This is a genomic window from Streptomyces sp. MK7, assembly GCF_032658145.1.
GTDB lineage: Bacteria > Actinomycetota > Actinomycetes > Streptomycetales > Streptomycetaceae > Streptomyces > Streptomyces spiralis.
The window spans coordinates 64,137-86,186 of record NZ_JAVACL010000035.1 but is presented as its reverse complement, the minus strand read 5'-3'; the positions used below and the strand labels follow the sequence as shown (position 1 = coordinate 86,186).

Here is a 22,050-nt window from a genome sequence, read left to right as displayed (position 1 = left end):
GGTTAGGGCTGGTCAGGCTCCCGCAGGGCGGCCCGGCAGCCGAGATCCTCCCGGATGCCGGCTGCCAGGGGCTGGGAGCCCAGACCGTCGAACGCGTGGTGACCTCATCGCACCGCACGTTCAAGAAGAACACCCCGGACCGGTACGAGGAGATGCACGAGTGGCAACGCGAGGGGCACTCCTCGCGGCGCATCCGCGTCGAGCACGGCATCGCGTACCCGAAGAACTGGCGGGCACCGGCCCGCCACCTCGGCCGCCGCGACCACATCAGCGACACCGTGCAAGCCGCCGCCGCCCTGCTGTCCCACCAGCAGACCGCCGACCTGCCCCCGGCACGAACAATGTGAAACATCAAGCCCACCGAGGCCCACGACGCCTCACCGCCTGCCGTGCACGAGCTCGCAAAGGGCGTTGCACAAGGCTCTGAACTGGGCATCTCGCGTGTATGGCTGGGGTGTCAAGGGCTGAACGTGTGTGGGTGGAGACGTTTCTCGATGTCCACACCACCAACGAAATCCGCAACATAGTCAACAGACAGAGCTCAGCAGACGCTACGGCTCAGTCCTCCCTACCTTGTTGTTCGGGATGAGCGAGCCATTCGTAGGGTTGGCTCACCCAGGGGGTCCGGGTGTGGCTTTCAGTCCTCTGCCGTTCGTGGCTGCCTAGGATTCGCCGCCCGGCCCCCACGACGACTCGGCTGCTCATTAGGAATTGCGGCACTGATCGCTCTGTAGGGACTCGACAGCGAGGTCGTCCGTGGTACCTGTACGAACACGACCTGCGGAGAAGCGAGTGACAGCGATCTGGGCCGGTATCGACGCCGGGAAGACCCATCACCACTGCGTGGTAATCGACGACACCGGCAAGCGGCTGCTGTCCCGGCGGGTCGCCAACGAGGAGAGCGAACTGCTGATGCTCCTCGGCGACGTCCTGGACCTCGGCGAAGTGACGGCCTGGGGCATCGACCTGGCCGATGGCGGGGCCGGCCTTGCCATCGCGGTCCTGCTCAACCACGGCCAGCACCTGCTCTACATCCCCGGCCGGGCCGTCAACCGTGCCTCGGAGGGCTACCGGGGTGACGGCAAGACCGATGCCAAGGACGCCGCGGTCATCGCCGACCAGGCCCGCGTCCGGCGTGACCTGATGCCCCTGCGGCACGGCGACGAGCTGGTCACCGAGCTGAAGATCCTCACCGGCCGCCGGCGCGACCTCAGCGACGACCGCACGAGAGCCGTCAACCGGCTGCGCGGCCACCTGACCGGGATCTTCCCCGGCCTGGAGCGCGAGCTCGACCTCGGCAACGTCGGCCCGCTGGTGCTGCTGACGGGCTACCAGACACCAGCCGCCATCCGCCGCACGGGCGTCAGGCGGCTGGCCACCTGGCTGCGCAACCGCAAGTTCCGCGGCGCCGACCAGCTCGCCGCCGCAGCCGTCCAGGCCGCCGAGAACCAGCACACCGCTGTCCCCGGCGAGAAGATCACCGCCCAGGTCGTGCACTCCCTCGCGAAGGAGGTGATGGCCCTCAACGAGAAGATCGCCGAGACCGACAAGCTCATCGAGGGCCGGTTTCGCGAGCACCGGCACGCCGAAGTGATCGCCAGCATGCCCGGCATCGGGCCCCTGCTGGGCGCCGAGTTCCTCGCCGCCACGGGCGGCGACATGGACGCCTTCGACAGCGCCGACCGGCTCGCCGGATTCGCCGGCGTCGCTCCCGCCGCCCGCGACTCGGGAAAGATCAGCGGCAACCTGCACCGGCCCAAGCGCTACAGCCGACGCCTCCAACGCGTCTTCTACACCTCGGCGTTGATCAGCATCCGCTGCTGCGACGAGTCCCGGCGCTTCTACGACCGCAAGCGCGCCGAGGGCAAACGGCACGTCCAAGCCGTACTCGCGCTCGCCCGCCGACGGGTCAACGTCCTGTGGGCCCTCCTGCGTGACGGACGGTGCTACGACCCCATACCGCCCGTCACCCCGGCCGCTTGACAGCTCCATTAGGAATCCGGGTATTCGGAAAGTCCCGGCCACTCGTCCGGCCCACCTCCCTGCCACTCGATGAGGTCGCTCTCCTCGACCTCGATCCGATCGAGGTCGGCAAGTCGGAGAATCTCGATGACGTCATCCAGATGGGAGGCGATCCCCAGAATCACGTCACCCTCGGTAACCCGGCGGGAGCCGTCAAGCGCTGGGGTGTGCACCACGATGTGCGGAAACTGGGGCGATGCCTGCGTCATGACTAACCTCGCTGTTTCGGCTGGGTACGGCGGAAATACGAAAGTGCTTATCGGGTTGCGTCTCAAGGTCCATGTCAGCGCCGATGGTTCGGGAGTGGTCGGGCATGCCGGGACACGGTTGCTGGCGGATCCCGTGATGCCGCCGAGCTGACTCCTGCATACCCGGTCGTTCACGATCCTGATCGTGTATGAGACGGGCGACGCGTAGTTCTCGACCGACGCGGCGGATGCGGACCGGTCCGGGACAGAAGGGTGTACGCGAATACGACTGATCGACATCTTGGGTCTTGAGGTACCAGGGGTGGGTGTCATCGAACTCGGAAGGCCGGCTGAACGCGGAGCGTTCGGCCTCGGCCGCCACCTCGATGAACCGCTCCAGAAGCGCCAGCCGTTCCGCGCGCCGAGCCTCCGACAGGGCGTTCCGCTGCCGTTGCTGTTCAGCGCGTTCCGCTGACAGCTGAGTCCGACGCTGCACGAGGTAGGACAGCATGCCGCCGAGGACAACGCCGCCCAACGATATGAGTGACACCCAGACCTGACCTGACATGGTGGCCATCGTGCCATGTGGTCGATCTTTGGGACGATCACGCTGTGGCTGGTGTGACCGGGTGCTGCTCGTCGCGGCCTACTGGCGCACGAACGTGACGATGCGCCGGCTCGCCCCGCTGTTCGGCATCTCCAAGTCGGCGGCCGACCGGATCATCAACCATCTCGGCCCCGAGCTCGCGCTCCGGCCTCGCAAGCGGTTCGCGAAGGACGACGTGTTCATCGTGGACGGTCACCTTGGTGCCCACCCGCGACCACACGATCGCCGAGCAGTCGAAGAATGACCGGTATTCCACCGCCCACCAGGTCGTCATCGACGCCGACACCCGTCTGGTCGTCGTGGTCGGCCGCCCCCTGCCCGGCGACCGGCACGACTTCCGCGGCTGGGAGGAATCCGTGGTCAGGGACGCCGTCGGCAAGACGATGACCATCGTCGACGGCGGCTACCAGGGCACCGGACTCATCATCCCTCACCGCCGCACCAAAGGCGAGGAACTCCCGGCCCGGAAGGAGGAACACAGCCGCTCCCACAAGCGAGTTCGCACCCGTGTCGAGCACACCTTCGCTCGCATGAAGGGCTGGAAGGTCCTCCGCGACTGCCGCCTCAAAAGCGACGGCGTCCACCACGCCATGCCCGGCATCGCCCGCCTGCACAACCTCGCTCTCAACGGATGACCGAGCCGATCGAGCCCCGGCCTCCCGCATCCGCATCGAGCCCAAGATCACTTACGGGACAACCTTCAATCCCTCCTGGCCGAAGACATGTTCGTGCCCTGGCGCCGAGGGCCTCTGTTGTGGCGCCCTCAAGGCCCAAGAGACGCCTACCGCCCGCCCTTTACTCATGAGGGTTCTCGTACAGCGTCGATGCCACTGGCTGCGTCTGATCGTGAAACCTTACCGAAGAATGACGCATGGCCGTGGCTCGGTGAGAAGGCTCCGTTCGCCGACACTCATGTCGGTGCGGGGCCGAGCCGAGCCCCGCACCGACATGAGTGTCGGCGGCCAGGCTGTCGTCCCTCAGGATGAGGAAACTGATGAGAATAAAGCGCAGGATCGCCCGAGTCACTGGCGCGGCAGTCGCCGCCGCGGCCTCCGTGGCCGTGTCCATCGCCCCCGTGTCGGCGAGCCCGCAGAACCACTGGCCCGCCAGTGCCCCGGTGTTCGTGCAGACCGACGCGGTGGACGGCAACACGATCGTCGCCTACGACCGCACTGTCGAAGGCGCGCTGACGCAGCGGGGTGTGTACGCGACAGGCGGTCGGGGTGGCAAGCTCGACGGTGCCGTGGTGGACAACCTCGCGTCCCAGGGCTCGCTGACCTACGACCCGGCGCGCAATTTGCTGTACGCGGTTAACGCCGGCAGTGACACCATCACCGTTTTCGCCGTCCAGGCCGATCGCCTGGTACGCCGTCAGATCATCACCTCTGGCGGCAGGTTCCCGGTGAGCGTCGCCGTCCACGGCAACCTCGTCTATGTGCTCAACGCCCTCGACGGTGGCTCGGTGCAGGGTTATCTCAACGTCGCTGGGCATCTGGTGAAAGTACCGTCCTGGCACCGCGGTCTGGGACTCGACCCTGCGGCGGCACCGCAATTCACACACACTCCGGGGCAGGTTGGTTTCACCCCGGACGGGAGCAGGCTGATCGTTACCACCAAGGCCGGGGGTAACAGCTTCGAGGTTTTTGCGGTGGGACCGCTGGGCCTCGCCGCCAAGCCCGCGGTGACGGCCGCACCCGGCGCCGTGCCCTTCGGCTTCACTTTCGACCGGGCCGGGCGGCTCGTCGTCACCGAGGCCGGCCCGAATGCGGTGGCCACCTACCAGGTCGGCCGTGACAGCCGCCTCACCAAAGTCGACGAGACGGCCACGGGGCAGGCAGGGACCTGCTGGGTCGCCGTCGCTGGTGACCGTGTCTACGCGTCCAACGCCGGAAGCAGCACCCTGACCGGCCTGCGCGTGGGGAGTGACGGCTCGCTGTCCCCGCTCGCCACCGATCCGGCCGGGGCCGGCACGGTCGACGTGTCCGTCTCCGGAGACGGCAGGTTTCTGTACGCCCAGACGGGGGCGGCAGGAGGAGTCGACGCCTTCCGCGTGGACGCTGACGGTTCCCTGACCGGCATCGGCTCCGTAGTTGTGCCGGGCGCGGTCGGAGGCGAGGGCATCGTCGCTCTGTGACCGACGACGGGGAGGCCGCCGTCACGAGGAGGCGGCCCCCTGTGGTTGCCGTGCGCCGGCTGTACGGCTGGACACCCCAGCCGTACAGGCAGCTGACAGGGCCGCCCCGGAGGGAATTTCCTCCGGGACTTTCGCCGATGCGGGGCGCACAAGGAGGTACCGACATGCCTGCAGTGACCATCGAGAACCCGCTGGCGCTGTCCCGTGCGGTTCGGCTCCGGACAGACGTGCTGGCGCCGACTGGGTCGATGGCACAAGGCCGGCGTCTTCGAGAAGCTGCACCACATCCTGCTTGCCGAGCTGCACGCGGCCGACGCCCTGGACTGGGCCCGGTTTGTGTGGATGTCTCCCACATCCGAGCGAAAAAGGGGCGACGCCACCGGGCCGTCACTGGCCGACCGTGGGAAGACGGGCAGTAAACGCCACCTGATCTGCGACGGCAACGGCATCCCGTTCAAGGTCATCACCACCGCAGCCAACGTCAACGACGTCACCCAGACCCTGGCCTTGGTCGACGGCATCCCAACCGTGGCCGGCAAGCCGGGCCGTTCGCGCAGGCGCCCCCACGCTCTACTGGGCGACAAGGGCTATGACAGCAACCCCAACCGGCGCGAGTTACGGAGGCGGCGCCTCCTGCCAGTGATCTCCCGCAAGGGCGCCCCTAACATCAAGGGCCTGGGCAAGCTCCGCTACGTCGTCGAGCAGACCTTCTCGCTCTTGCACCACTTCAAGCGCCTGGCCGTCCGCTGGGAAAGACGCCTCGACCTGCACGACGCCCTCGTCTCACTTGCCTGCGGTCTCATCTCCTGGAGACGCCTCAAGAACAGGTAGCGTGATCATCCTTCGGCTCAGACGGGAGGGTGGAGCTGTTGCCAGAACATATGGTGCGGGCGAGTGAGCTCTTGACCGAGCACGAGGTCGAACTGCTTCGGCGGTCCCTCCTTGAATGGGGCGGGCCAGCTCGGTGCAGTGACCCCCTCGCCGTCGGCATGGGGTTCGCGGACGCTCAGGATCTGCTCGACCAGTGCCGCGCGCTGAATCTTGCACTCGGTGAAGATGCTCCGCTCGAGGCAGTGGACTGGGCGCGAACTCTCCTGGCAACAGAGATCGTCTTTGCCAGCGATCTTGCTGGCTCGGGCGTCGAATGGTCAACGACCACGGGGTTCACCGACGAGGCCACGATCAGGACGCTGCGGTCAATCCAGCGCAAGCTTGCCAGCACGGTGAGGCCCTACTACGGGCGACGTCCGATGCCTCCGCGTTGACTCGCCACCGACGGATGGATCGCCGGACCGCCGTGCAACCAAGATCGCGTTACGTGCTCTAAGGATGGTGAGCCAACGAGCTGCCCAGTCCGTCTATGGCGAATGACCCGTCGGTCCGAACGTCGAACAGCTACGACAGGTCCTTCTCGATCGCGGCGAGCTCCTTGTCGTGACCGCCTTCTGCGGGTTTGTGCCTGGGGTAGGCGCCGGCGCCGGGATGGACCTTATCGATGAGGTCGGCGTACTCGGGGTTGCGGTCGATGAACTCACCCACGACCGGGCAGATGACGGTGATCTTCTTCCCACTCTCGCGGATCTCGTCCAACACGCGGGAGACGAGCTCCGTGGCGACCCGATTCTTACGGTAGGCGGGGTCGACCCAGGCTGTGAGCAGCACAACGCGGCCGCCTACGAACCGGTAGGAGAGCTCGGCGATCGCTTCGGGACCGAGGGCGGCGATCCAGCGACCGTGCTCCGCATCGTTGAGTACGTCGATCTCCCAGCTGGACTCCACCTCGCTGGGACTTGTCTCGTCCAACGCAGCGATGAGCGCAGCGTTGTTTTCTTCACGGGCGGCTGCCTCGGCCTCGAGATTGACGGTCATTGTCAAACTTTCTGTCAGGGGAGCTAATAAGTGGGTTTGAGGCAAACAGGTGTGGTCTTTGGCTGCTTCTGGGTGTTTGGGGTCGATGATGTCAGCGTACTCCGGGTTGTTCTCCACAGCGGGGATCGACTACGTGCTGTGGGTGGTCACTCCGGAGAAGAACACGGCGGTGTTCGTCCGGCCTGACCGGTCGTACGGCCGGGGCCCGCATTACGGAGGTCGTACGGGCCCCGTCTCAGTCACCGCGCGAGCCAGTCCCGATAGGTGGTCCTGGCCATAGCGGCGTCGCTCTGGGCGATGAGAACGTCACCCGAGGCGGCGGCGTATATACCGGCGTCGTTGTCGGTGATGACGGTGCGCTGGTCGCCACGCGCGGCCAGGGTGATCCGGCCCAACTCGTCGAGCCTGAAGACCTCGGGGCCGGCGACGTTGCGGGTGCCTCGCAGTGGGGCGCCCACGCAGACCTCGGCCACGGTCCGGGCGACGTCGGCCGAGGCCATGGGCTGGATGCGCGTGGTGGGCAGGCGGACGGTCTTGTCGTCGGAGGTCCACGACATCACCGTGTCCATGAACTCGAAGAACTGCGTGGCGCGGACGATCGAGTACGGCACGAGACCGGCCTTGAGGGTGTCTTCCTGCAGCACTTTGGCGCGGTAGTACACCAGGTCAGGCACCAGATCGACGCCGACGATCGAGAGAACGACCGCATGGCCGACATCGGCGGACCTGGCGGCCTGCAGCAGGTGGTCCATCGTCGTCCGGAAGAACGCGGGCGAGGCCTCGTCAGAGGTCGGCGAGTCCGTCAGGTTGACGGCGACATCGGCACCCGCCAACGCCTCGGACAGGCCCTTCCCGCTCAACAGGTCCAGTCCGGTGGACCGGGAGTATGGCACCGCCTCGTGCCCGCCCATGTTCAGGATCTTCACCACCTGCGATCCGATGAGCCCGGTCCGCCGATAACAGCGATCTCCATGTGTTTGACCTTTTAGTCATGTCCGCCCACGACACCGCCGCGAACGTCGACGATCGCACCGGTCATGCAGCTTGCCATATCTGAAAGCAGAAACGACACCGTGTCTGCGATATCTTCCACGGTGTCGCATCGGCCCAGCGAATGTATACGGGCAAAACTATTCAAGGAGTCGTCGATATACTCTTCGGGGACCAGACGGAACTATGGAAGTGTATTCACCGATGTCGATGGGACCGTGTTAACCCGAATAGCATGTGGCGCGCTCAATCGAAAGTACTTTCGTCGACGAGTGCAGGCAGCGGGCATGTGGCATCTGCCGGCAGTGCGGCGCACCTTGTCAGTTCTCGATCCTGACCTGGCGTGCATCGAAGGCCACGTAGCCGCTGAAGTCGCGACCGACACGGCTCACCGCCGAGTCCTTGATGTTCGGGTAAGACCAGGCCCCGTCCCTGAGCGCCGTCTCGCCGACCACCACGTCGTGATATTGCGCCCTCCCCTTCCAGGGGCAGGTGTAGGGGGTTGGGCTGTTGCGGAGCGCGCCGGCCGCAACTGAGTCCGGCGGGAAGTAGACGTTTCCCTCGATACTGACTACCGCCTCACGTGCGGCCTCGGCCACGACCGTCTCCCCAACGACTGCCTTCATCAGGCTTTCCCCTTCATCGATCCCATTGCTTGAGCCACTTCCGCACTCGTGGCCGACCATGTTGACCCAGAGGCACCAATCCGGTGCGTGATGGCTCTCCAAGTCGCCATGACGGTTGAGACGGCGGGCTTCAGTCGGGCGTCCAGTCGGCGCAGTTCAGAGCCAGCCCGCACGTTCAGCCGAAGGATTAGCGTCGGGTGGGCTCTGCTTCTTACCCGTGTCCTCGGCCCGGTCGGCCGCCGTGCCCCACCGTGTTGCGCGCGGGCAAGTCGCCATGGAAGGCAGAACGCCTCGACGCCGCGCCCGCCGGCAAGGTCCGCAAGCAACGCCGCACGAACGCAGCCCGCAGGAAACCGGCACAGCGGGAAGCGGAAGCCGCCGAGCAGCGCGCCCGGCAACGGGAGGAAGAGCCCGACCAAGCCCAGGCAGAGTCGAGCGTGCCGAAGCAGCGCTGCGGGAGCTCGAGGAGCGCGCGACCGAGCTGGCTCGGCAACTTCGCGCCACGGTCGTACTGCGACGCCGCACGCGAAACGACCTCGGCAACGCACGCCAGCGGGCCGCACAGGCAGAACAGGCTGCGCAGCAAGCGCGCTACGCCGCTGCGACGGTGCGAGCCCGTGCCGAGCGTGCGGCGAGTCGCGGCAACTATCGTCGGAGCCGGTGAAGGAGTCCCCTTTGAACTCCTCGGTGTCCGCGGAAGGTCAGTAGTCACTTACCCTGTCGGCTCCTGGCGGCATCCGGAGGATTTCAGCCCAGGGCGGGATAGTCGCCGGCAGTGAGGTCGTCGATCAGGCTCGGCTGGGTGGGCTCCCAGCCGAACTGTTCCCGGGTCAGTGCGCTGGATGACGGCATGTCAAGGGCGAACACGCGGCCGATGACGCCGAAGCGCTCACGCGGCACCGACTCGACCGGCACCGCGAGAACACCGCCGATAGCCTCGGCCAGCGACCTCATGGTGTCGCCCTCGTCGGCTACCGCGTGCAGGACCGTGCCGGGAGCGGCGTCCTCGAGTGCGACGCGGAACAGCGCGGCGGCGTCGAGCCGGTTGACCGCCGGCCATCGCTGCGTGCCGTCGCCGACGTACGCTGACAGGCCCGTTTTCTGCGCGGCGGCGATGAGCACCGAGCAGAAGCCGTATTGCGACCCGCGCTGGTGCACGGAGCGCGGCAGCCGCACGACAGAGGACCGGATGCCCTGGGCGGCCAGGGTCAGTACAGCGTCGGATGTGCGGCCGCGGCCGCCGACCGGACCGTCGGTGGTGTTGGGGTCCTCCTCGGTGGAGGTGTGGCCTGGCATCATCGGCGTGAGGCCGGCATGTACGAATGGCTTGCCACTGTCTGCGAGTGCGGCCCCGAGGGTCTGCACGGCGCGTGCTTCCTCGTCGATGCCTTGTCCCAGGTTGTTCCAGTCGTTGCTGAAGGCCAGGTTGACGACACCATCGGCCTGCGCCGCGCCGGCGCGGAGGCTGTCAAGGTCGGTGAGGTCGCCACGGAGCGGCGTCCCGCCTGCGGCGGCTACGGCCGTAGCCGCCGCATCGGAACGCACAAGGCCGAGGACCTCGTGACCAGCGGCGATGAGTTCGGGAACGACAACTGAGCCGATGCTGCCGCTGGCGCCAGTGACGAACACGCGCATGGAAGGCTCCAGATGACTGCTGCGACGCTGCGCCGCAAAATGGCCAGGTGGGGGTCAGGCGTGGCGGTTGTAGGTGTGTGGATCCACGGGTTGCTTGGATTTGGGGAGCCCGCCGACCACGAGACGGTAGGAGTCGGTCACGAGTTCCTTCACCAGCTTTTCGTCGATGGTGTCTCCGCCTTCCATTGTGATCCAGTGTCTCTTGTTCATGTGGTAGCCGGGGGTGATGTCTGCGTACTGCTTACGCAGGGCAGTGGCGTCGTCCGGGTCGGCTTTCAGGATCACGACGGGGCGTCCCGGCATGTCGGTCATGAGCATGAAGACCTTGCCGCCCACCTTGTGGAGCTCCCAGTCGGGGCCGAAACGATGCTCCTGGTCGGTGCCGGGCAGTTCCGCGGTGTGGTCGCGCGCGATCTTCTGCAGTTCTTGGCCGTCCAAGGTGATCAGCTCCTCTGTCGGTTCGAGTGCCTGGCGTGTGTCGGTGCGGGTCCTTGCGCCGGTCGGTGGCCGATGGCTCTGGCGTAGATCGGGACCATGACCTGCCGGTCGGGCGGTGGCCGTCCGCTCCTTACGGGCGTACGCGGATGACTGTCTTCCCGTGGCGTCGCGTGGTCGGGTTGAGGGCCCCGATGGCATCGTCGAGGCTCGCGACGTCACCGATGTTGGTCCGCAGCCGTCCGTCCCGCACCCGCTGCACGATCTCACCGAGTCCGGCGCGATCGGCCTCGACGACGAAGTCGATGGCCAGGCCGTCAGTGGGCCGTGCTTCGACCGGGCCGACGATGGACACCAGTGTTCCTCCGGCCTTGATCAGGGCGGCGGACTGCTGTTGAACGTCGCCACCGATGACATCGAAGACCAGGTCGACACCGCCGACGTCTTTCAGCGTGTCGTTCTCGAGGTCGACGAACTCGTGTGAGCCGAAGTCGAGGGCCTTCTCACGGTCGGCGGCGCGTCCGGTGCCGATGACGTAAGCGCCGGCTTCACGTGCGATTTGGGTCACCATCGTGCCGACTGCTCCGGCTGCGCCATGGGCGAGGACGGTCTGGCCGGCCTGGAGGCGGCCGTGCTGGAACAGCCCCTGCCACGCGGTCAGACCCGAGATCGGCAGGGACGCGCCTACCGTGAAGTCGACGTCGCCGGGCAGCGGTGCGAGGTTGCGTGCTTCGATCGCCACGTACTCCGCGAGGGTGCCGTCGCGGTGCCAGTCGGCGAGGCCGAACACCCGCTGCCCGACCGACAGCCCCGTCGTACCGTAGCCGAGCGCGGTGACCACTCCGGCCAGCTCGTGGCCGGGGATCGACGGTGTCTTGTCGTGGCCGGCGCGATCGGCCCAGGTCGACGGCCACTCCATCTCTGTGGGAACGAAGCCCGATGCATGGATCTGAACGATGACGTCGTTGATCGCTGCGCGCGGCTCGGGCCGCTCCGTCAGCGTCATTCCGGCTGTTCCCGCGGCCTGGTCGGTGACCACAATGGCTTTCATCGAAATGCTTCTTCCTCGTCTGTGTTGCTGGTTTTGTTTTCCAGGTGGGTTTTTATATGAAGGTGAACAGCTGGTCGGCGTCGAACCGCGAGATCGGGGTGGTGTACACCCTCTCGGGGTCGGGGTAGCCGAGGGCCAGCAGCACCGTGGTGCTGTGTCCGGTCTCGCGGATCTTGAATGCCTTGTCGACACTGGTCGGGTCGAACCCCTCCAGCGGCGTGGCCTCGACGCCGAGCTCGGCGGCCGCCATCATGGTCAGGCCCACCGCCATGTAGGTCTGCTTCTCCATCCAGTGGTTGAGGTCCTTGTAGCCGTAGTTGCGCAGGTTGAGGAAGTCTCGGGTCATGGATTCCCACCGCTCCTGCTTTGCCGGGTCGGGGAACCGGCCGTCGGCCTTCTCCTTCGAGAACACCGCCTCGAGGTGGCTGTCAGGCACATCTGCCCGGGTGGTGAGGATGATGGTGTGCGACGCGTTCAGGATCTTTTCGGCGTTGTCCCGGAATCGTTCGCCCAGGTTGTCGGCGAGCCGCTCCTTGCCTTCGGGCGTGGCAAGGACGTAGAAGTGGTTGGGCTGTACGTTCACCGACGACGGCGTGGAGCGCAGAAACCTCAGCAGCTGCTGAAGGGTCTCCTCCGGAATGGTCTTGCTGGGGTCGAAATACCTGGTGAGGTGCTTGTTCATGAGCTTGTCGAGATTCACGTCGATCTGCCTTCTTCTTGCGATGAGTAGGTGAGGAGCGGTAGTTCGCAGCGTTTGTGCTAGTTCGTGCCGCGGGCAAGTAGTTCGCTGATGCGCTCGAAGCTGATTCCTGTCGTCGCGGTGGTGAGGTCACCCGCGACGAGAGCCGTGATGGCCTGCTGGAGTGCCTCCATTGCGTGGGTGTAGAGCGCTGGACCCACGCTGATGCGCTTGACCCCGGCCTTCTGCAGTTCAGCGACGGTCAGCACCTTGTCCGCCGGCGAGATCAGGACGTTGACCGGTGTCGGCGCGACGGCGGTGACGATCGCGACGAGTGCGTCGAGGTCGGGTGGGTAAGGGGCGTAGAGCACATCCGCGCCGGCCTCGGCGAAGGCGGTCAGACGCCGGATGGTGTCGTCGAGATCGGGCCGCCCTTGGATGAAGTTGTCGGTGCGGCCGGTGACGACGATGCGTCCCTTGGCCGCCTCGACGGCGCTGCGTATGCGGTTGACTGCCTCGTCGAAGTCGCGGATCGGTTGATCGGGATTGCCCGAGGTGTCTTCGATCCCGATACCGGCCAGGCCGGACTCGACGGCGGCTTCCACGGTCGCAGCGACGTCTTCGGGCGTGTCGCCGTAGCCGTCCTCGAAGTCTCCGTTGACGGGCAGCCCCGTGAGTCGGCCGAGCAGCCGCGCATGCTCGAGGTGCTCGTCACAGGTGACTTGGTGACGCCCGTCGGACCGGCCGAGTGTGGTGGCGAGCGCCGCCGATGACGTCGCGAGCGCCTCGAAACCGGCATCGGCCAGCATCAGCGCCGAGAGGCCGTCCCAGGCGTTCGGCATGACGAGGCCGCCGTCGCGGGCGTGCAGTGCCATGAATTGTTCATAGAGTTCGGAGCCCGGCATGCCGAACCTTTCCCGAGTGATCGTTTTGGGGTGGTGGGCGGTTTGCCGGCTGTGTGCGCGGCCTCGACCGGGGGTCCCGGCGGTCAGCCGGGCGTACCGGCCGAGATGACGGCAGGGATGTCGATGTCGGTCTGGTTGAGGTTGTTGATGAAGTTGGTCAGCAGGACCTGCACCGCCACCGTGACGATCGCCAGGGTCTGCGGGTCGCTGTATCCGACGCCTCGCGCAGTCGCGAGGCCGGCGTCGCTCACCTGGCCGCGGCTCTCCACCACCTGCTGAGCGAAACGAGCGACCGCGGCGCGCTTGGGATCGATCGAGCTCCCAGCCCGGGCCAAGTCGATGTCATGGCTCGACATGCCACCGAGTTCGGACGATACGTATGTGTGCATCGCCAGGCAGTAATCGCAACCGTTGGCCTGCGACACGGCGAGCGCGATGGTGTGCCGCGTCTTCGCGTCCAGAACCCGGCTCAAGGTGCCCTGCAGTGTCATGACGGCGTCAGAGAACGGTCGGGTTCGAGAGTCGCGAACATGTTCGGGACGAAGCCGAGCTGTGCGCCGATGTCGCCGAGGATGCCCTTCGCCCCGTCGGGGACGTCGTCAGGAGAGGGAACGTTCAGTGGCGACATGGCAAATCAACCTCCGGTGAGTTGAACGGTGAGCGTCGAGCCCGGGTCGGTTCTTACTGCTTCAGGGGCGCAGTCCCGTTGTGACTGAGAACACTGCGACATTTGTGGGCTGTCTGCCCCACTTCTTAAGGTCAACACCGCTCGGGTCTGGGCCGTCAAGCCCAATCTGGGTTATCGTTAAGCATGACCACCACTACGGCAGCTCCGACCCCTCACAAGCTCACATCGAAGGGGCAGGCAACGCGTGCCCGCATCCTGGAGCACGCTGCGGAACTCATCTACACAAAGGGAGTCCACGCGACGAACAACGAGCAGCTCCGCCGCGCCGCCGGCGTCAGCGGATCGCAGCTCAACCACTACTTCCCGACCAAGGAGAGTCTCGTCCTGGCCGTGATCGCCTGGCGGGCCGAGCGCATCCTGACGTTCCACCGCGACGAGCGATTCACCGGCTTCGACAACCTCGACGCGCTCCGGGCGTGGGCGGATTTCTACGTCGGCTACGAGCGCGCTTACCAGGAAGGCTGCACCCTCGGCTCCCTGGCGAGCGAGATCATCAAGACGGACCTCGACGTTCACGACGAGCTCGCGAGTGTGTTCGACCAGTGGAGGGTGATCTTCCGCGATGGAATCGAGCGCATGCAGCAACTCGGCCGCATCAGCGCCGAGGCAGATCCCACGCAACTGGCCAATCTGCTCCTTGCTGCCTTCCAGGGCGGCATGCTCCTCGCCCAGGTCGCGCGGGACATCGCTCCACTGAAAGACGCGTTGCGGGCAGCCATCGACTACCTGCAGACCTTCGCGACGCCTCCCGACGCCGGCGAACTCCAAGCTCGGTAGCCGCTTACTGACTTCGGCAACGCACGCCGGCGGGCCGTCCAGGCAGAACACACTGCGGAGCAAGCACGCCACGTCGATGAGGTGGAGCGAGCCCGTGCCGAGCGTGCGGCGAGTTGCGGCATCCATCGTCAGAGCCGGTGGCCGCGTAGCCGGGCCAGGCCCGATACCGCCGCAGCGCCGCAGCTCGGGCGTCACCGCCGGCGGAATGCTCCTTGTAATGGGGGGGCAGCTGTGCGTGGCGCGCCGTTTGTGCTGTTCGTGGGCTGGTGGTGCTCGGTGCTACTGCGGGAGATCTGGCATGCCCCGTGGCCCCTGGAGTGGTGCGATCAGCTTCGGGCTCGTGACCGTGCCGATCCAGGCCCGGTCCGCCACGGAAGATCACTCGGTGCGCTTCCATCAGTACCACCTGGCCGACCAGGGCCGGATCCGCTATCGGAAGGACTGCGAGCTGGAGGGCCGCGAGGTCGGCGAGCCGGAGATCGGCAAGGGCTACGAGTGACCAAGGACCTCGTCATCCCGATCACGGATGAGGAGCTGCGCCAGCTGCCGCTGCCGACGGCGAAGGCGATCGAGATCGAGATCGAGACCTTCGTGCCGATGGAGTCCATCGACCCGATCCGTATCGGCGAGGGCTACAACCTGGCCCCGAGTGAGCGGGTGGCGGCCAAGCCGTACAGGCCGCTGGTCCCGCTACGGCGGTCGGCTCGTCAAGGTCCCCGCCCCGAATACCTCCCAGCGATGCTCCGCCTGCGGATTCACCGTCCCCGGCAGCCGAGAGAGTCAAGAACTGTTCGTATGCAAGAATCCTGACTGCGACTGGACGGCGAACGCCGACTGGAACGCAGCCCGGAACATCTTGCACCTGTATCGGATCGGCCACGTCATCGTGGAGGTCCCGGCCGCCGGAAGGCGCGGTCGCAGGGCGGGTAAAACCGTCAAGCCTGTCGCCGAAAGGTAGACGGGAATCCCCTTCCTGAGCTTGCGAAGGGAGGGGAGAACTTCAATCTGTCCGCTTCCGCAGGCTGGGCATCTTCACCACGGACAGGGGATTCGACATGCAGTTCAGCCACAACAGTCAAAGCCGAGCGCGACGATGGCACTTACTGCTCGTCCTCCTGCTGGCAGTTGCTCTCGACCTTTCCACGACCGCAGGGACCGCCTCCGCGGCCTCGTTGCCCGTGTACCTCACCCAAGAGGCGAGCTACGGGACAGACGTCGTCACCAATGGTTGGGAGCGAGTGGAGCGTTACCGCGACACCACCTCGGGATTCCACGCCGAGGGCTTTCCCGCGGACGGCCGCGGCGACCAGGACGGGAAGCGCGTCACGTACTTCGGTGGTATCTCCCGGCCGTCGTCGGACGGCTTTCTGCTCTACTCGGCACCCGGCTGGGACAGCGGCTCTCGACCCACCCCGGTCCTTCTCGTCCACGGTGCGAACGACACCGCCGACCGAGCGTGGGCCAATCCTGGCGAGGCGGGCGGCTATGGCTGCGGCGCCGCAACCTGCCCGTCCATGGGGCTGATGCAGTACCTGGCCACGCGCGGCTACCGCGTCTTCGCCGTCGGCTTCGCGCACAAGCAGGGTGACAACCTCATGCAGGCGCAGATCGTCGGTGACGCGATCTCCGTCATCAAGGCGAAGCTCGGCGTCAGCACCGTCGACCTGGTCGGTTGGAGCAAGGGTGAGATGTCGGCGCGGGCGTACGTGTCCTCGGTGAAACCCAGTTGGGGGCGCTCGTACGCCGGTGATGTGCGCAAGTTGGTGACCGTCGGCGGCCCCAACGGTGGCTACGACTACCCCTACGCGCACGGCTGGGCGCACGACTTCTCGATCTGGCCCGAGTGCGGCGGCAGGGTCAATGCCCCCTCCCCGCACTCGCACATGACGTGCTACGGGCAGTACACAGCGCACCCGGAGTTCTCCATGACGCCCTCCGGCGGCTACGACAACTACCCGGGCCAGCGCCAAATGCTGTCCCGTTGGGACGGGGTGTACGGTGTCGGCGGCGCGCAGGACTGGTACACGACGTACTACGGCGGGCAGGGCTTCTACACCGCCGGCAGTGGCATCCAAGCCGCGATCGACGCGGGCTCGCTCATCAAGCCGTTGCACGACGCTGGAGTTCCGGCCTCGGTGACCACCTACCTCCTGGCCGGTGGATCACCGGATGTCCTCGGCATCTTCAACGAGAACCGGGGCCCCAGCGACGGCGTCGTCTTCGTCGCCAGCGCCCTCGACACCACCGGCATCCCCACCGTCGGAGGCCAGGCCACCATCACGGGCGCCAACCATCTCGAACTGGGCTGGAACTCCGCGGCCGACACCCAGATCGCCGCTTGGCTGTCCTGACGACGACCCCGACCGCGTGAGTGGACACTGGGCGCCCGCCGCTTTACAGAGCCACATGTGACGAGACGAGACGGAGAACACATGCCTGAGCACAGAATCCGCACCCGCCGTGTGCCTACGGAGCGGCTGGCCGTGCAGATCACCGACGTCCGAGACAAGGGGGAGCCGGTCGTCTTCCTGCACGGCAACGTCTCCTCCTCCGCCTTCTGGCACACCACGCTCACCCGGCTTCCGGACCGTTATCGCCCCGTCGCGCCGGATCTGAGGGGCTTCGGAGGCACCGACCCGCTGCCGATCGACGCCACACGCGGCCTGCGCGACCATGTCGACGACGTCGCGGCCCTGCTGCGCGCTCTCGGCATCGAGCGTGCCCATCTGGTCGGGTGGTCCATGGGCGGTGGCGTGGCCATGCAGTTCCTGCGTGACCACCCGGCCGCAGTGCGGTCCATGACCCTGATCAATCCGGTCTCCCCGTACGGATACGGCGGCACCCACGGCGTGGAGGGAACCCTCAACTCCCCGGATGGTGCGGGTTCGGGCGGGGGCACGGCCAATCGTGAGTTCGTGGCCAGGATTGCCGAAGGTGATCGCAGCGAGGACTCTGCGGTCTCACCGCGCAGTGTCCTGGCGAACTGCTACGGCAAGGCGCCGTGGCGGCCCGAGCGCGAGGTCGCGTACGTCGAGGCGATGCTCACCACGCGGACCGGCGATGACCATTACCCAGGCGACAGCGTGCCCTCGTCCGCATGGCCCGGCGTCGCGCCCGGCAAGCGCGGGGTTCTCAACTCCATGTCCCCGGTGCACTTCCGCATCGACGATGTGCATGTGGTCGAGCCGAAACCGCCGGTGCTGTGGTTCCGGGGCGAGGACGACGTCATCGTCTCGGACACCTCGATGTTCGACCTGGCACACCTGGGTGCCATCGGCGCGGTTCGGGACTGGGACGGAACCCCGGCCCAGCCGATGGTGGCGCAGACCAGACATGTCCTGAACCGTTATGCGCAGGAGGGCGGTTCGGTACGCGAGGTCGCCGTCCCCGGGGCCGGGCACGCGGTCCACTTGGAGCGTCCCGACGAGTTCATCGCGGAGCTCCTGGACGTCATGGTGGCGTGAGAGTGGTGCTGCTGGTGACGACCGGAGCCTCGGCCGGCACCCGCCGCTGTCAGCGCTCGTCGTAGGCTGCGGCCTCCATGGTCTCGGTCACGGCACACGATCGCGGGCCGGCAGCCGACTCACATAGCCGAGGCGGACCGGCTCCGTGCCCGCGGTCCTCGCCGCGCGGTTGCGGAGGTGGTCGGCTCTGTCCAGGAGGGCGCGGACGTGGGGGAGGAGCGCCGCACGGCCGGTGTGAGGGAGACGGGCGGCGTTCCCGGTCGAACAGGCACACCCCGAGGTCGCGCTCCAGCGCGTCGATCCGCTGGGACAGGGACGGGCCGGCGATCAGGAGGCGTCCGGCTGCCCGCCCGAAGTTCAGCTCCTCGGCGACCGCCAGGAAGTACGCAACTGGCGCAGTTCCACTCCACTCATACCGCGCGGGTGAGAGGCCCGGCCCGCCAGGACCGAAGGGGCTGCCGGCGTCAATGCCCGCGCGTCACTCCCCGTCCGGCACCCGGACCAGATGCACGGCCGTACTGGCCCAGTCTCCGGACGGCAGGTCGAGGTGCAGGCCGTACTCCGTGAGCACCGTGGAGTAGTGGATCGCGCCGGTTTCGGTGTCGCGGTAGCGGGCGCCCGCCGGCAGGTCGCGCAGGCGGACGGGGAGCAGAGGTGTGCCGTGGCGCGGGCTGCGCCGGTAGGCGAGCAGCAGCAGTTCATCGGTGTCTTCGGCAAGGTACTGCACCGCTGTGGGTCCGTCACCCAGTGGCTCGCCGAGCCGGTACTGACGGCCCTGCTGGACGAGGTGGCGCACCTTCTTGTACGCCGTCACCAGCGCGGCTCCCTCGGCGAGTTCCTCCTCGGACCAGTGGGTGAGGTCGCCTCCCAGACCCAGCAGGCCGGCCATGGCGACATGAAAGCGGAAGCGCAGCGGAACCGAGTGGCCGGTGAGCTGGTTGGGCACGTCGGTCACCCACGCGGACATCACACGCGCCGGGTAGACCTGGCTGAAGCCGTGCTGGATCACCAGGCGGTCCACTGCGTCGGTGTTGTCGGACACCCACGCCTGGTCGGTCCGCGAGAGGATCCCCAGGTCCACCCGGCCTCCGCCGCCGCTGCAGGTCTCGATGCGCAGGTGCGGGTGGTCGGCGCGGAGCCGGTCGACGACGTCGTAGAGGTTGGCCACGTACCGTGTCCACAACCGGTCGTTGCCGTCGCTCTCTTCGGGCCAGCCGGCCTCGCCGAACGCGCGGTTCATGTCCCATTTGAGGAAGTCGATACCGTGGTCGGCGACGAGCCGGGTCAGCCAGTGGTGTGCCCAGTCGGCGACGTCCCGGCGGGCGAAGTTGAGTACGAGCTGGTTGCGCATCTCGGTGCGCTCGCGGCCCGGCACGTGCAGCACCCAGTCCGGGTGCGTGCGGTACAGGTCGCTGTCGGGATTGACCATCTCGGGTTCGACCCAGATGCCGAACCGCATGCCGAGTGCGTGCACCGCCTGTGCCAGCGGGCCGAGGCCGTTCGGGAACCGGTCGGGCCCCGGGGACCAGTCGCCCAGGCCCGCCCGGTCGCTGCGGCGGGCCCCGAACCAGCCGTCGTCCACGACGTACAGCTCCACCCCGAGCAGCGCGGCGCGCTCGGCCAGGGCCTTCTGGCCGGCCTCGTCGACGTCGAAGCCGGTGGCCTCCCAGGAGTTGTACAGGATGGGGGCCGACTCCCCGGCGTGCGGCAGGACATGGGCCCGGGTGTACGCGTGCCAGGCGCGGCTCGCGGCCCCGAAGCCGCCGTCGCTGTAGAGGCCAGCGAAGACCGGGGTGGTGAATTCCTCCCCAGGAGCGAGTGGCACGCACGTCCCGTCGTGGCCGACCCCGCCGGTGACGCCGGTGCGTCCGTCTGGAGTGGCCTGCGTGGTCAGGCGCCAGCTTCCGCTCCAGGCGAGGACGGCGCTCCACACGGGGCCGTGGTCCTCGGTGGCCGTCCCGCTGTCGAGCATGACCCAGGGGTTGGCATGGTGACTGGTGATGCCGCGCCGGCTGGTCAGCACGATCTCACCGAACGGCAGGGGATCCCGGCGCAGTTGGCTCTCGGCCGACCACTGGCCCGTGACGTGACTCAGCCGGTAGCCGGCCAGGGGCGGCAGCGTCCATGCGGCCGAGTCGGCCCGAGGCAGCTCCAGGTGCTCGTGACCGGCGTTGTGCAGCACGGTCCAGCGCTCGATCACGTCGGTGTCCTCGCGGACCCGGTAGTGCAGGGCGACCCACAAGGGATAGAGCCGGTCACGGAACTCCAGGACGAGTTCCGCGCTGCCGGGCACGTCCGTCAGGACGCGGTGATCCGCGGGCTGCCATTCGAAACCGCGTGAGCCGTCGGGACGACGCACCTGCAGCGACGGCGGCCCGTAGCGGGTGCCGCCGTCGACCGGCAGTTCCTCGCCCACCGGTGGGCGGCCCTCGAAACTGCTGGGCAGGTTCCCCGCCGGGACGACCAGCGCGTCCGCCTCCGCCGTGGTCAGCCGTGGCCCCCACGCGACATGGCAGGGCGCGCCACTGTCGTCGATCCGCAGCGCGTAGGACGTGTGCGAGGTGGTCAGCAGCCAGACCCCGGTGTCCGGGGAGCGGGAGATGAGCGGCATGGGACCTCACGATCAGAGGGTCAGCGAATGCACAGGAGAGCCAAGCGGGTCTCTTGATCAGGTGTCAACCCCCGTCGGAGAGCGACGTTTTGAAGGCATGACGTGCAGGTGCCAGAGTTTTTGGCAAGTTCTGTTTCTTTCATTGACAGCGGAAATTATGGGTCGTAGGTTCCCGGCCATGCCGTCGACCTCCCGTGTCGAGGCGTTCCCGGCGAACACGCCGGCCGCCTCACAGATCTTCACCACCGTCCTGTCCCACGGCCCCCTCACCAGGCTGGAGGTGGCACGGCGGGCCGGCCTGTCCCCAGCCGCCGTGACGAAGGCCGTCCGGCCGCTGATCGAGGCCGGGTACCTGGTGGAGGACGCCAATGAGGAGGCGCGTCCCGCGCTCGGGCGGCCGGCGAACCTTGTCCGTGTCGACGGCGGGCGAGCCCTGTTCATCGGTCTGAAGGTGACCGGCGACGAGATCATCGGGGTGCTCGCCGACCTGTGCTGCCGTATCCGCGTCGCCCGGCGCGTCCCGCTGCGCGGACGGGAGCCTGGGCCGGTACTGGACGTGGCCGCGGAGCTGGTGGGGGAGCTGCTCACCGAGGCCGACGGCTTCGGCGTGCGGGTCCTCGGACTCGGCATCGCCGTCTCCGGCGACGTGGACCGGGCCGAGGGCACTGTGCGTTACTCGCCCTTCCTGGAGTGGCGCGACGTTCCACTGGCCGAACTCGCCGCCATGACGTGCGGGTTGCCCGTCACCGTGGACAACGACGTACGCGCCCTCACCGTTGCCGAGCAGTGGTTCGGCGACGGCGTGGGACTGTCCGACTTCGCCGTCGTCACGGTCGGCGCCGGCATCGGCTGCGGTCTCGTGGTGCACGGCCGGGTCGTAGCCGGCGCGCACGGCGTCGCCGGTGAGATCGGCCATGTCACGGTCGACCCGGCCGGCCCTCCCTGCCACTGCGGCAACCGTGGCTGCGTGGAGGCGATCGCTGCGGACTCCGCGATCGTCGCCCAGGTCCGCGAGGTGACCGGTATCGACGTCGCCGACACCGCCGCGGCCGTCGACCTAGCCCACCGGGGCGACGCGGGCGCCCGCGCGGTCTACGCGAAGGCCGGGGCGGCGATCGGCAGAGGCATCGCCACGGTGGCCAACCTGCTGGGCCCCGAGCGCGTGATCATCTCCGGCGAGGGCCTGGCCGCCTACGACCTGTTCGCCGAGCAGATCCGCGACGCGTTCACCGCGGCGGCCTTCGGCTCCGCCGCCCGATGCGAGGTCCACACCCGCCCGCTGCCCTTCGAGGAGTGGGCGCGCGGCGCCGCCGCCACCGCCATCCAGTCCTTCATCACCTCAGACCTGAACTGACACGCACGAGGAGCG

General features: G+C 67.4%; 20 protein-coding genes and 7 pseudogenes. 12 read left to right on the top strand and 15 right to left on the bottom strand.

Annotation, left to right across the window (positions count from 1 at the left end):
• Nucleotides 1-347 (top strand): annotated as a pseudogene (locus R2S09_RS29925) (transposase); the annotation flags it as partial.
• A gap of 445 nt (nucleotides 348-792) precedes the next feature.
• Nucleotides 793-1,983, top strand: a complete 1,191-nt coding sequence (locus tag R2S09_RS29920) for an IS110 family transposase (RefSeq protein ID WP_316744416.1) — start codon at nucleotides 793-795, stop codon at nucleotides 1,981-1,983.
• Between the two features lie 8 nt (nucleotides 1,984-1,991).
• Here R2S09_RS29920 and R2S09_RS29915 read toward each other — a convergent pair whose 3' ends face one another.
• Nucleotides 1,992-2,231 (bottom strand): hypothetical protein, encoded by a 240-nt coding sequence (locus tag R2S09_RS29915; RefSeq protein WP_316744415.1) that lies wholly within the window; start codon nucleotides 2,229-2,231, stop codon nucleotides 1,992-1,994.
• 274 nt (nucleotides 2,232-2,505) lie between these two features.
• A pseudogene (locus R2S09_RS29910) lies at nucleotides 2,506-2,787 on the bottom strand (hypothetical protein); the annotation flags it as partial.
• 46 nt (nucleotides 2,788-2,833) lie between these two features.
• Between R2S09_RS29910 and R2S09_RS29905 the strand changes: the two are divergent.
• From R2S09_RS29905 to R2S09_RS29890, 4 genes and pseudogenes are all read left to right on the top strand, one after another.
• Nucleotides 2,834-3,452: pseudogene (locus tag R2S09_RS29905) on the top strand (transposase); the annotation flags it as partial.
• A 347-nt stretch (nucleotides 3,453-3,799) separates the two neighbouring features.
• Nucleotides 3,800-4,951 carry a beta-propeller fold lactonase family protein gene (locus R2S09_RS29900; protein ID WP_306190744.1) on the top strand — a complete coding sequence of 384 codons (1,152 nt, stop codon included), beginning with the start codon at nucleotides 3,800-3,802 and terminating at the stop codon, nucleotides 4,949-4,951.
• A 204-nt stretch (nucleotides 4,952-5,155) separates the two neighbouring features.
• On the top strand, nucleotides 5,156-5,782 hold the full coding sequence (locus tag R2S09_RS29895) for an IS5 family transposase (RefSeq protein ID WP_316744414.1): 627 nt from the start codon (nucleotides 5,156-5,158) through the stop codon (nucleotides 5,780-5,782).
• A gap of 71 nt (nucleotides 5,783-5,853) precedes the next feature.
• Nucleotides 5,854-6,216 carry a hypothetical protein gene (locus tag R2S09_RS29890; protein ID WP_316744413.1) on the top strand — a complete coding sequence of 121 codons (363 nt, stop codon included), beginning with the start codon at nucleotides 5,854-5,856 and terminating at the stop codon, nucleotides 6,214-6,216.
• Nucleotides 6,217-6,346: 130 nt separating this feature from the next.
• Here the strand turns inward: R2S09_RS29890 and R2S09_RS29885 are convergent, their stop codons facing one another.
• From R2S09_RS29885 to R2S09_RS29840, 11 genes and pseudogenes are all read right to left on the bottom strand, one after another.
• Nucleotides 6,347-6,820, bottom strand: a complete 474-nt coding sequence (locus R2S09_RS29885; RefSeq protein WP_316744411.1) for a GNAT family N-acetyltransferase — start codon at nucleotides 6,818-6,820, stop codon at nucleotides 6,347-6,349.
• 239 nt (nucleotides 6,821-7,059) lie between these two features.
• Nucleotides 7,060-7,793, bottom strand: a pseudogene (locus R2S09_RS29880) (SDR family oxidoreductase).
• Between the two features lie 12 nt (nucleotides 7,794-7,805).
• Nucleotides 7,806-7,958: an SDR family oxidoreductase gene (locus R2S09_RS40675; RefSeq protein ID WP_399144974.1), complete on the bottom strand. Its 153-nt coding sequence runs from the start codon at nucleotides 7,956-7,958 to the stop codon at nucleotides 7,806-7,808.
• 172 nt (nucleotides 7,959-8,130) lie between these two features.
• On the bottom strand, nucleotides 8,131-8,436 hold the full coding sequence (locus R2S09_RS29875; RefSeq protein ID WP_306190748.1) for a DUF427 domain-containing protein: 306 nt from the start codon (nucleotides 8,434-8,436) through the stop codon (nucleotides 8,131-8,133).
• A 747-nt stretch (nucleotides 8,437-9,183) separates the two neighbouring features.
• Complete coding sequence (locus tag R2S09_RS29870) at nucleotides 9,184-10,071, bottom strand: SDR family oxidoreductase (protein WP_316744410.1); 888 nt, start codon at nucleotides 10,069-10,071, stop codon at nucleotides 9,184-9,186.
• 54 nt (nucleotides 10,072-10,125) lie between these two features.
• Nucleotides 10,126-10,509 (bottom strand): MmcQ/YjbR family DNA-binding protein, encoded by a 384-nt coding sequence (locus R2S09_RS29865; protein ID WP_306190751.1) that lies wholly within the window; start codon nucleotides 10,507-10,509, stop codon nucleotides 10,126-10,128.
• 130 nt (nucleotides 10,510-10,639) lie between these two features.
• On the bottom strand, nucleotides 10,640-11,557 hold the full coding sequence (locus R2S09_RS29860) for an NADP-dependent oxidoreductase (RefSeq protein WP_316744409.1): 918 nt from the start codon (nucleotides 11,555-11,557) through the stop codon (nucleotides 10,640-10,642).
• 52 nt (nucleotides 11,558-11,609) lie between these two features.
• On the bottom strand, nucleotides 11,610-12,257 hold the full coding sequence (locus R2S09_RS29855) for a nitroreductase family protein (protein WP_316744408.1): 648 nt from the start codon (nucleotides 12,255-12,257) through the stop codon (nucleotides 11,610-11,612).
• 59 nt (nucleotides 12,258-12,316) lie between these two features.
• Nucleotides 12,317-13,111: an isocitrate lyase/phosphoenolpyruvate mutase family protein gene (locus tag R2S09_RS29850; protein ID WP_306190754.1), complete on the bottom strand. Its 795-nt coding sequence runs from the start codon at nucleotides 13,109-13,111 to the stop codon at nucleotides 12,317-12,319.
• A gap of 113 nt (nucleotides 13,112-13,224) precedes the next feature.
• Nucleotides 13,225-13,632: a carboxymuconolactone decarboxylase family protein gene (locus R2S09_RS29845; protein WP_316744406.1), complete on the bottom strand. Its 408-nt coding sequence runs from the start codon at nucleotides 13,630-13,632 to the stop codon at nucleotides 13,225-13,227.
• On the bottom strand, nucleotides 13,629-13,769 hold the full coding sequence (locus R2S09_RS29840) for a hypothetical protein (protein ID WP_316744405.1): 141 nt from the start codon (nucleotides 13,767-13,769) through the stop codon (nucleotides 13,629-13,631). Before R2S09_RS29840 ends, R2S09_RS29845 begins: the two co-directional genes overlap by 4 nt.
• A gap of 183 nt (nucleotides 13,770-13,952) precedes the next feature.
• Here R2S09_RS29840 and R2S09_RS29835 point away from each other — a divergent pair, with 183 nt between their 5' ends.
• From R2S09_RS29835 to R2S09_RS29815, 5 genes and pseudogenes are all read left to right on the top strand, one after another.
• Nucleotides 13,953-14,606, top strand: a complete 654-nt coding sequence (locus R2S09_RS29835) for a TetR family transcriptional regulator C-terminal domain-containing protein (protein WP_316744404.1) — start codon at nucleotides 13,953-13,955, stop codon at nucleotides 14,604-14,606.
• Nucleotides 14,607-14,904: 298 nt separating this feature from the next.
• A pseudogene (locus tag R2S09_RS29830) lies at nucleotides 14,905-15,290 on the top strand (Ku protein); the annotation flags it as partial.
• Nucleotides 15,280-15,564: pseudogene (locus R2S09_RS29825) on the top strand (zinc ribbon domain-containing protein); the annotation flags it as partial. The pseudogenes R2S09_RS29830 and R2S09_RS29825, both read left to right, overlap by 11 nt.
• Nucleotides 15,565-15,784: 220 nt before the next feature.
• Entirely contained in the window at nucleotides 15,785-16,957 is a 1,173-nt protein-coding gene (locus R2S09_RS29820; protein WP_316744402.1) for a lipase, read from the top strand.
• 81 nt (nucleotides 16,958-17,038) lie between these two features.
• Entirely contained in the window at nucleotides 17,039-18,070 is a 1,032-nt protein-coding gene (locus R2S09_RS29815) for an alpha/beta hydrolase (protein ID WP_316744401.1), read from the top strand.
• Between the two features lie 108 nt (nucleotides 18,071-18,178).
• On the opposite strand, the pseudogene R2S09_RS29810 reads toward R2S09_RS29815, so the two are convergent.
• Nucleotides 18,179-18,484, bottom strand: a pseudogene (locus R2S09_RS29810) (LysR family transcriptional regulator); the annotation flags it as partial.
• 64 nt (nucleotides 18,485-18,548) lie between these two features.
• Entirely contained in the window at nucleotides 18,549-20,681 is a 2,133-nt protein-coding gene (locus R2S09_RS29805) for an alpha-galactosidase (RefSeq protein ID WP_316744400.1), read from the bottom strand.
• A gap of 178 nt (nucleotides 20,682-20,859) precedes the next feature.
• Between R2S09_RS29805 and R2S09_RS29800 the strand changes: the two genes are divergently transcribed.
• A complete protein-coding gene (locus R2S09_RS29800; RefSeq protein WP_316744398.1) occupies nucleotides 20,860-22,035 on the top strand; it encodes an ROK family transcriptional regulator in 1,176 nt (391 codons plus the stop codon).
• The last annotated feature ends 15 nt before the right edge of the window (nucleotides 22,036-22,050 follow it).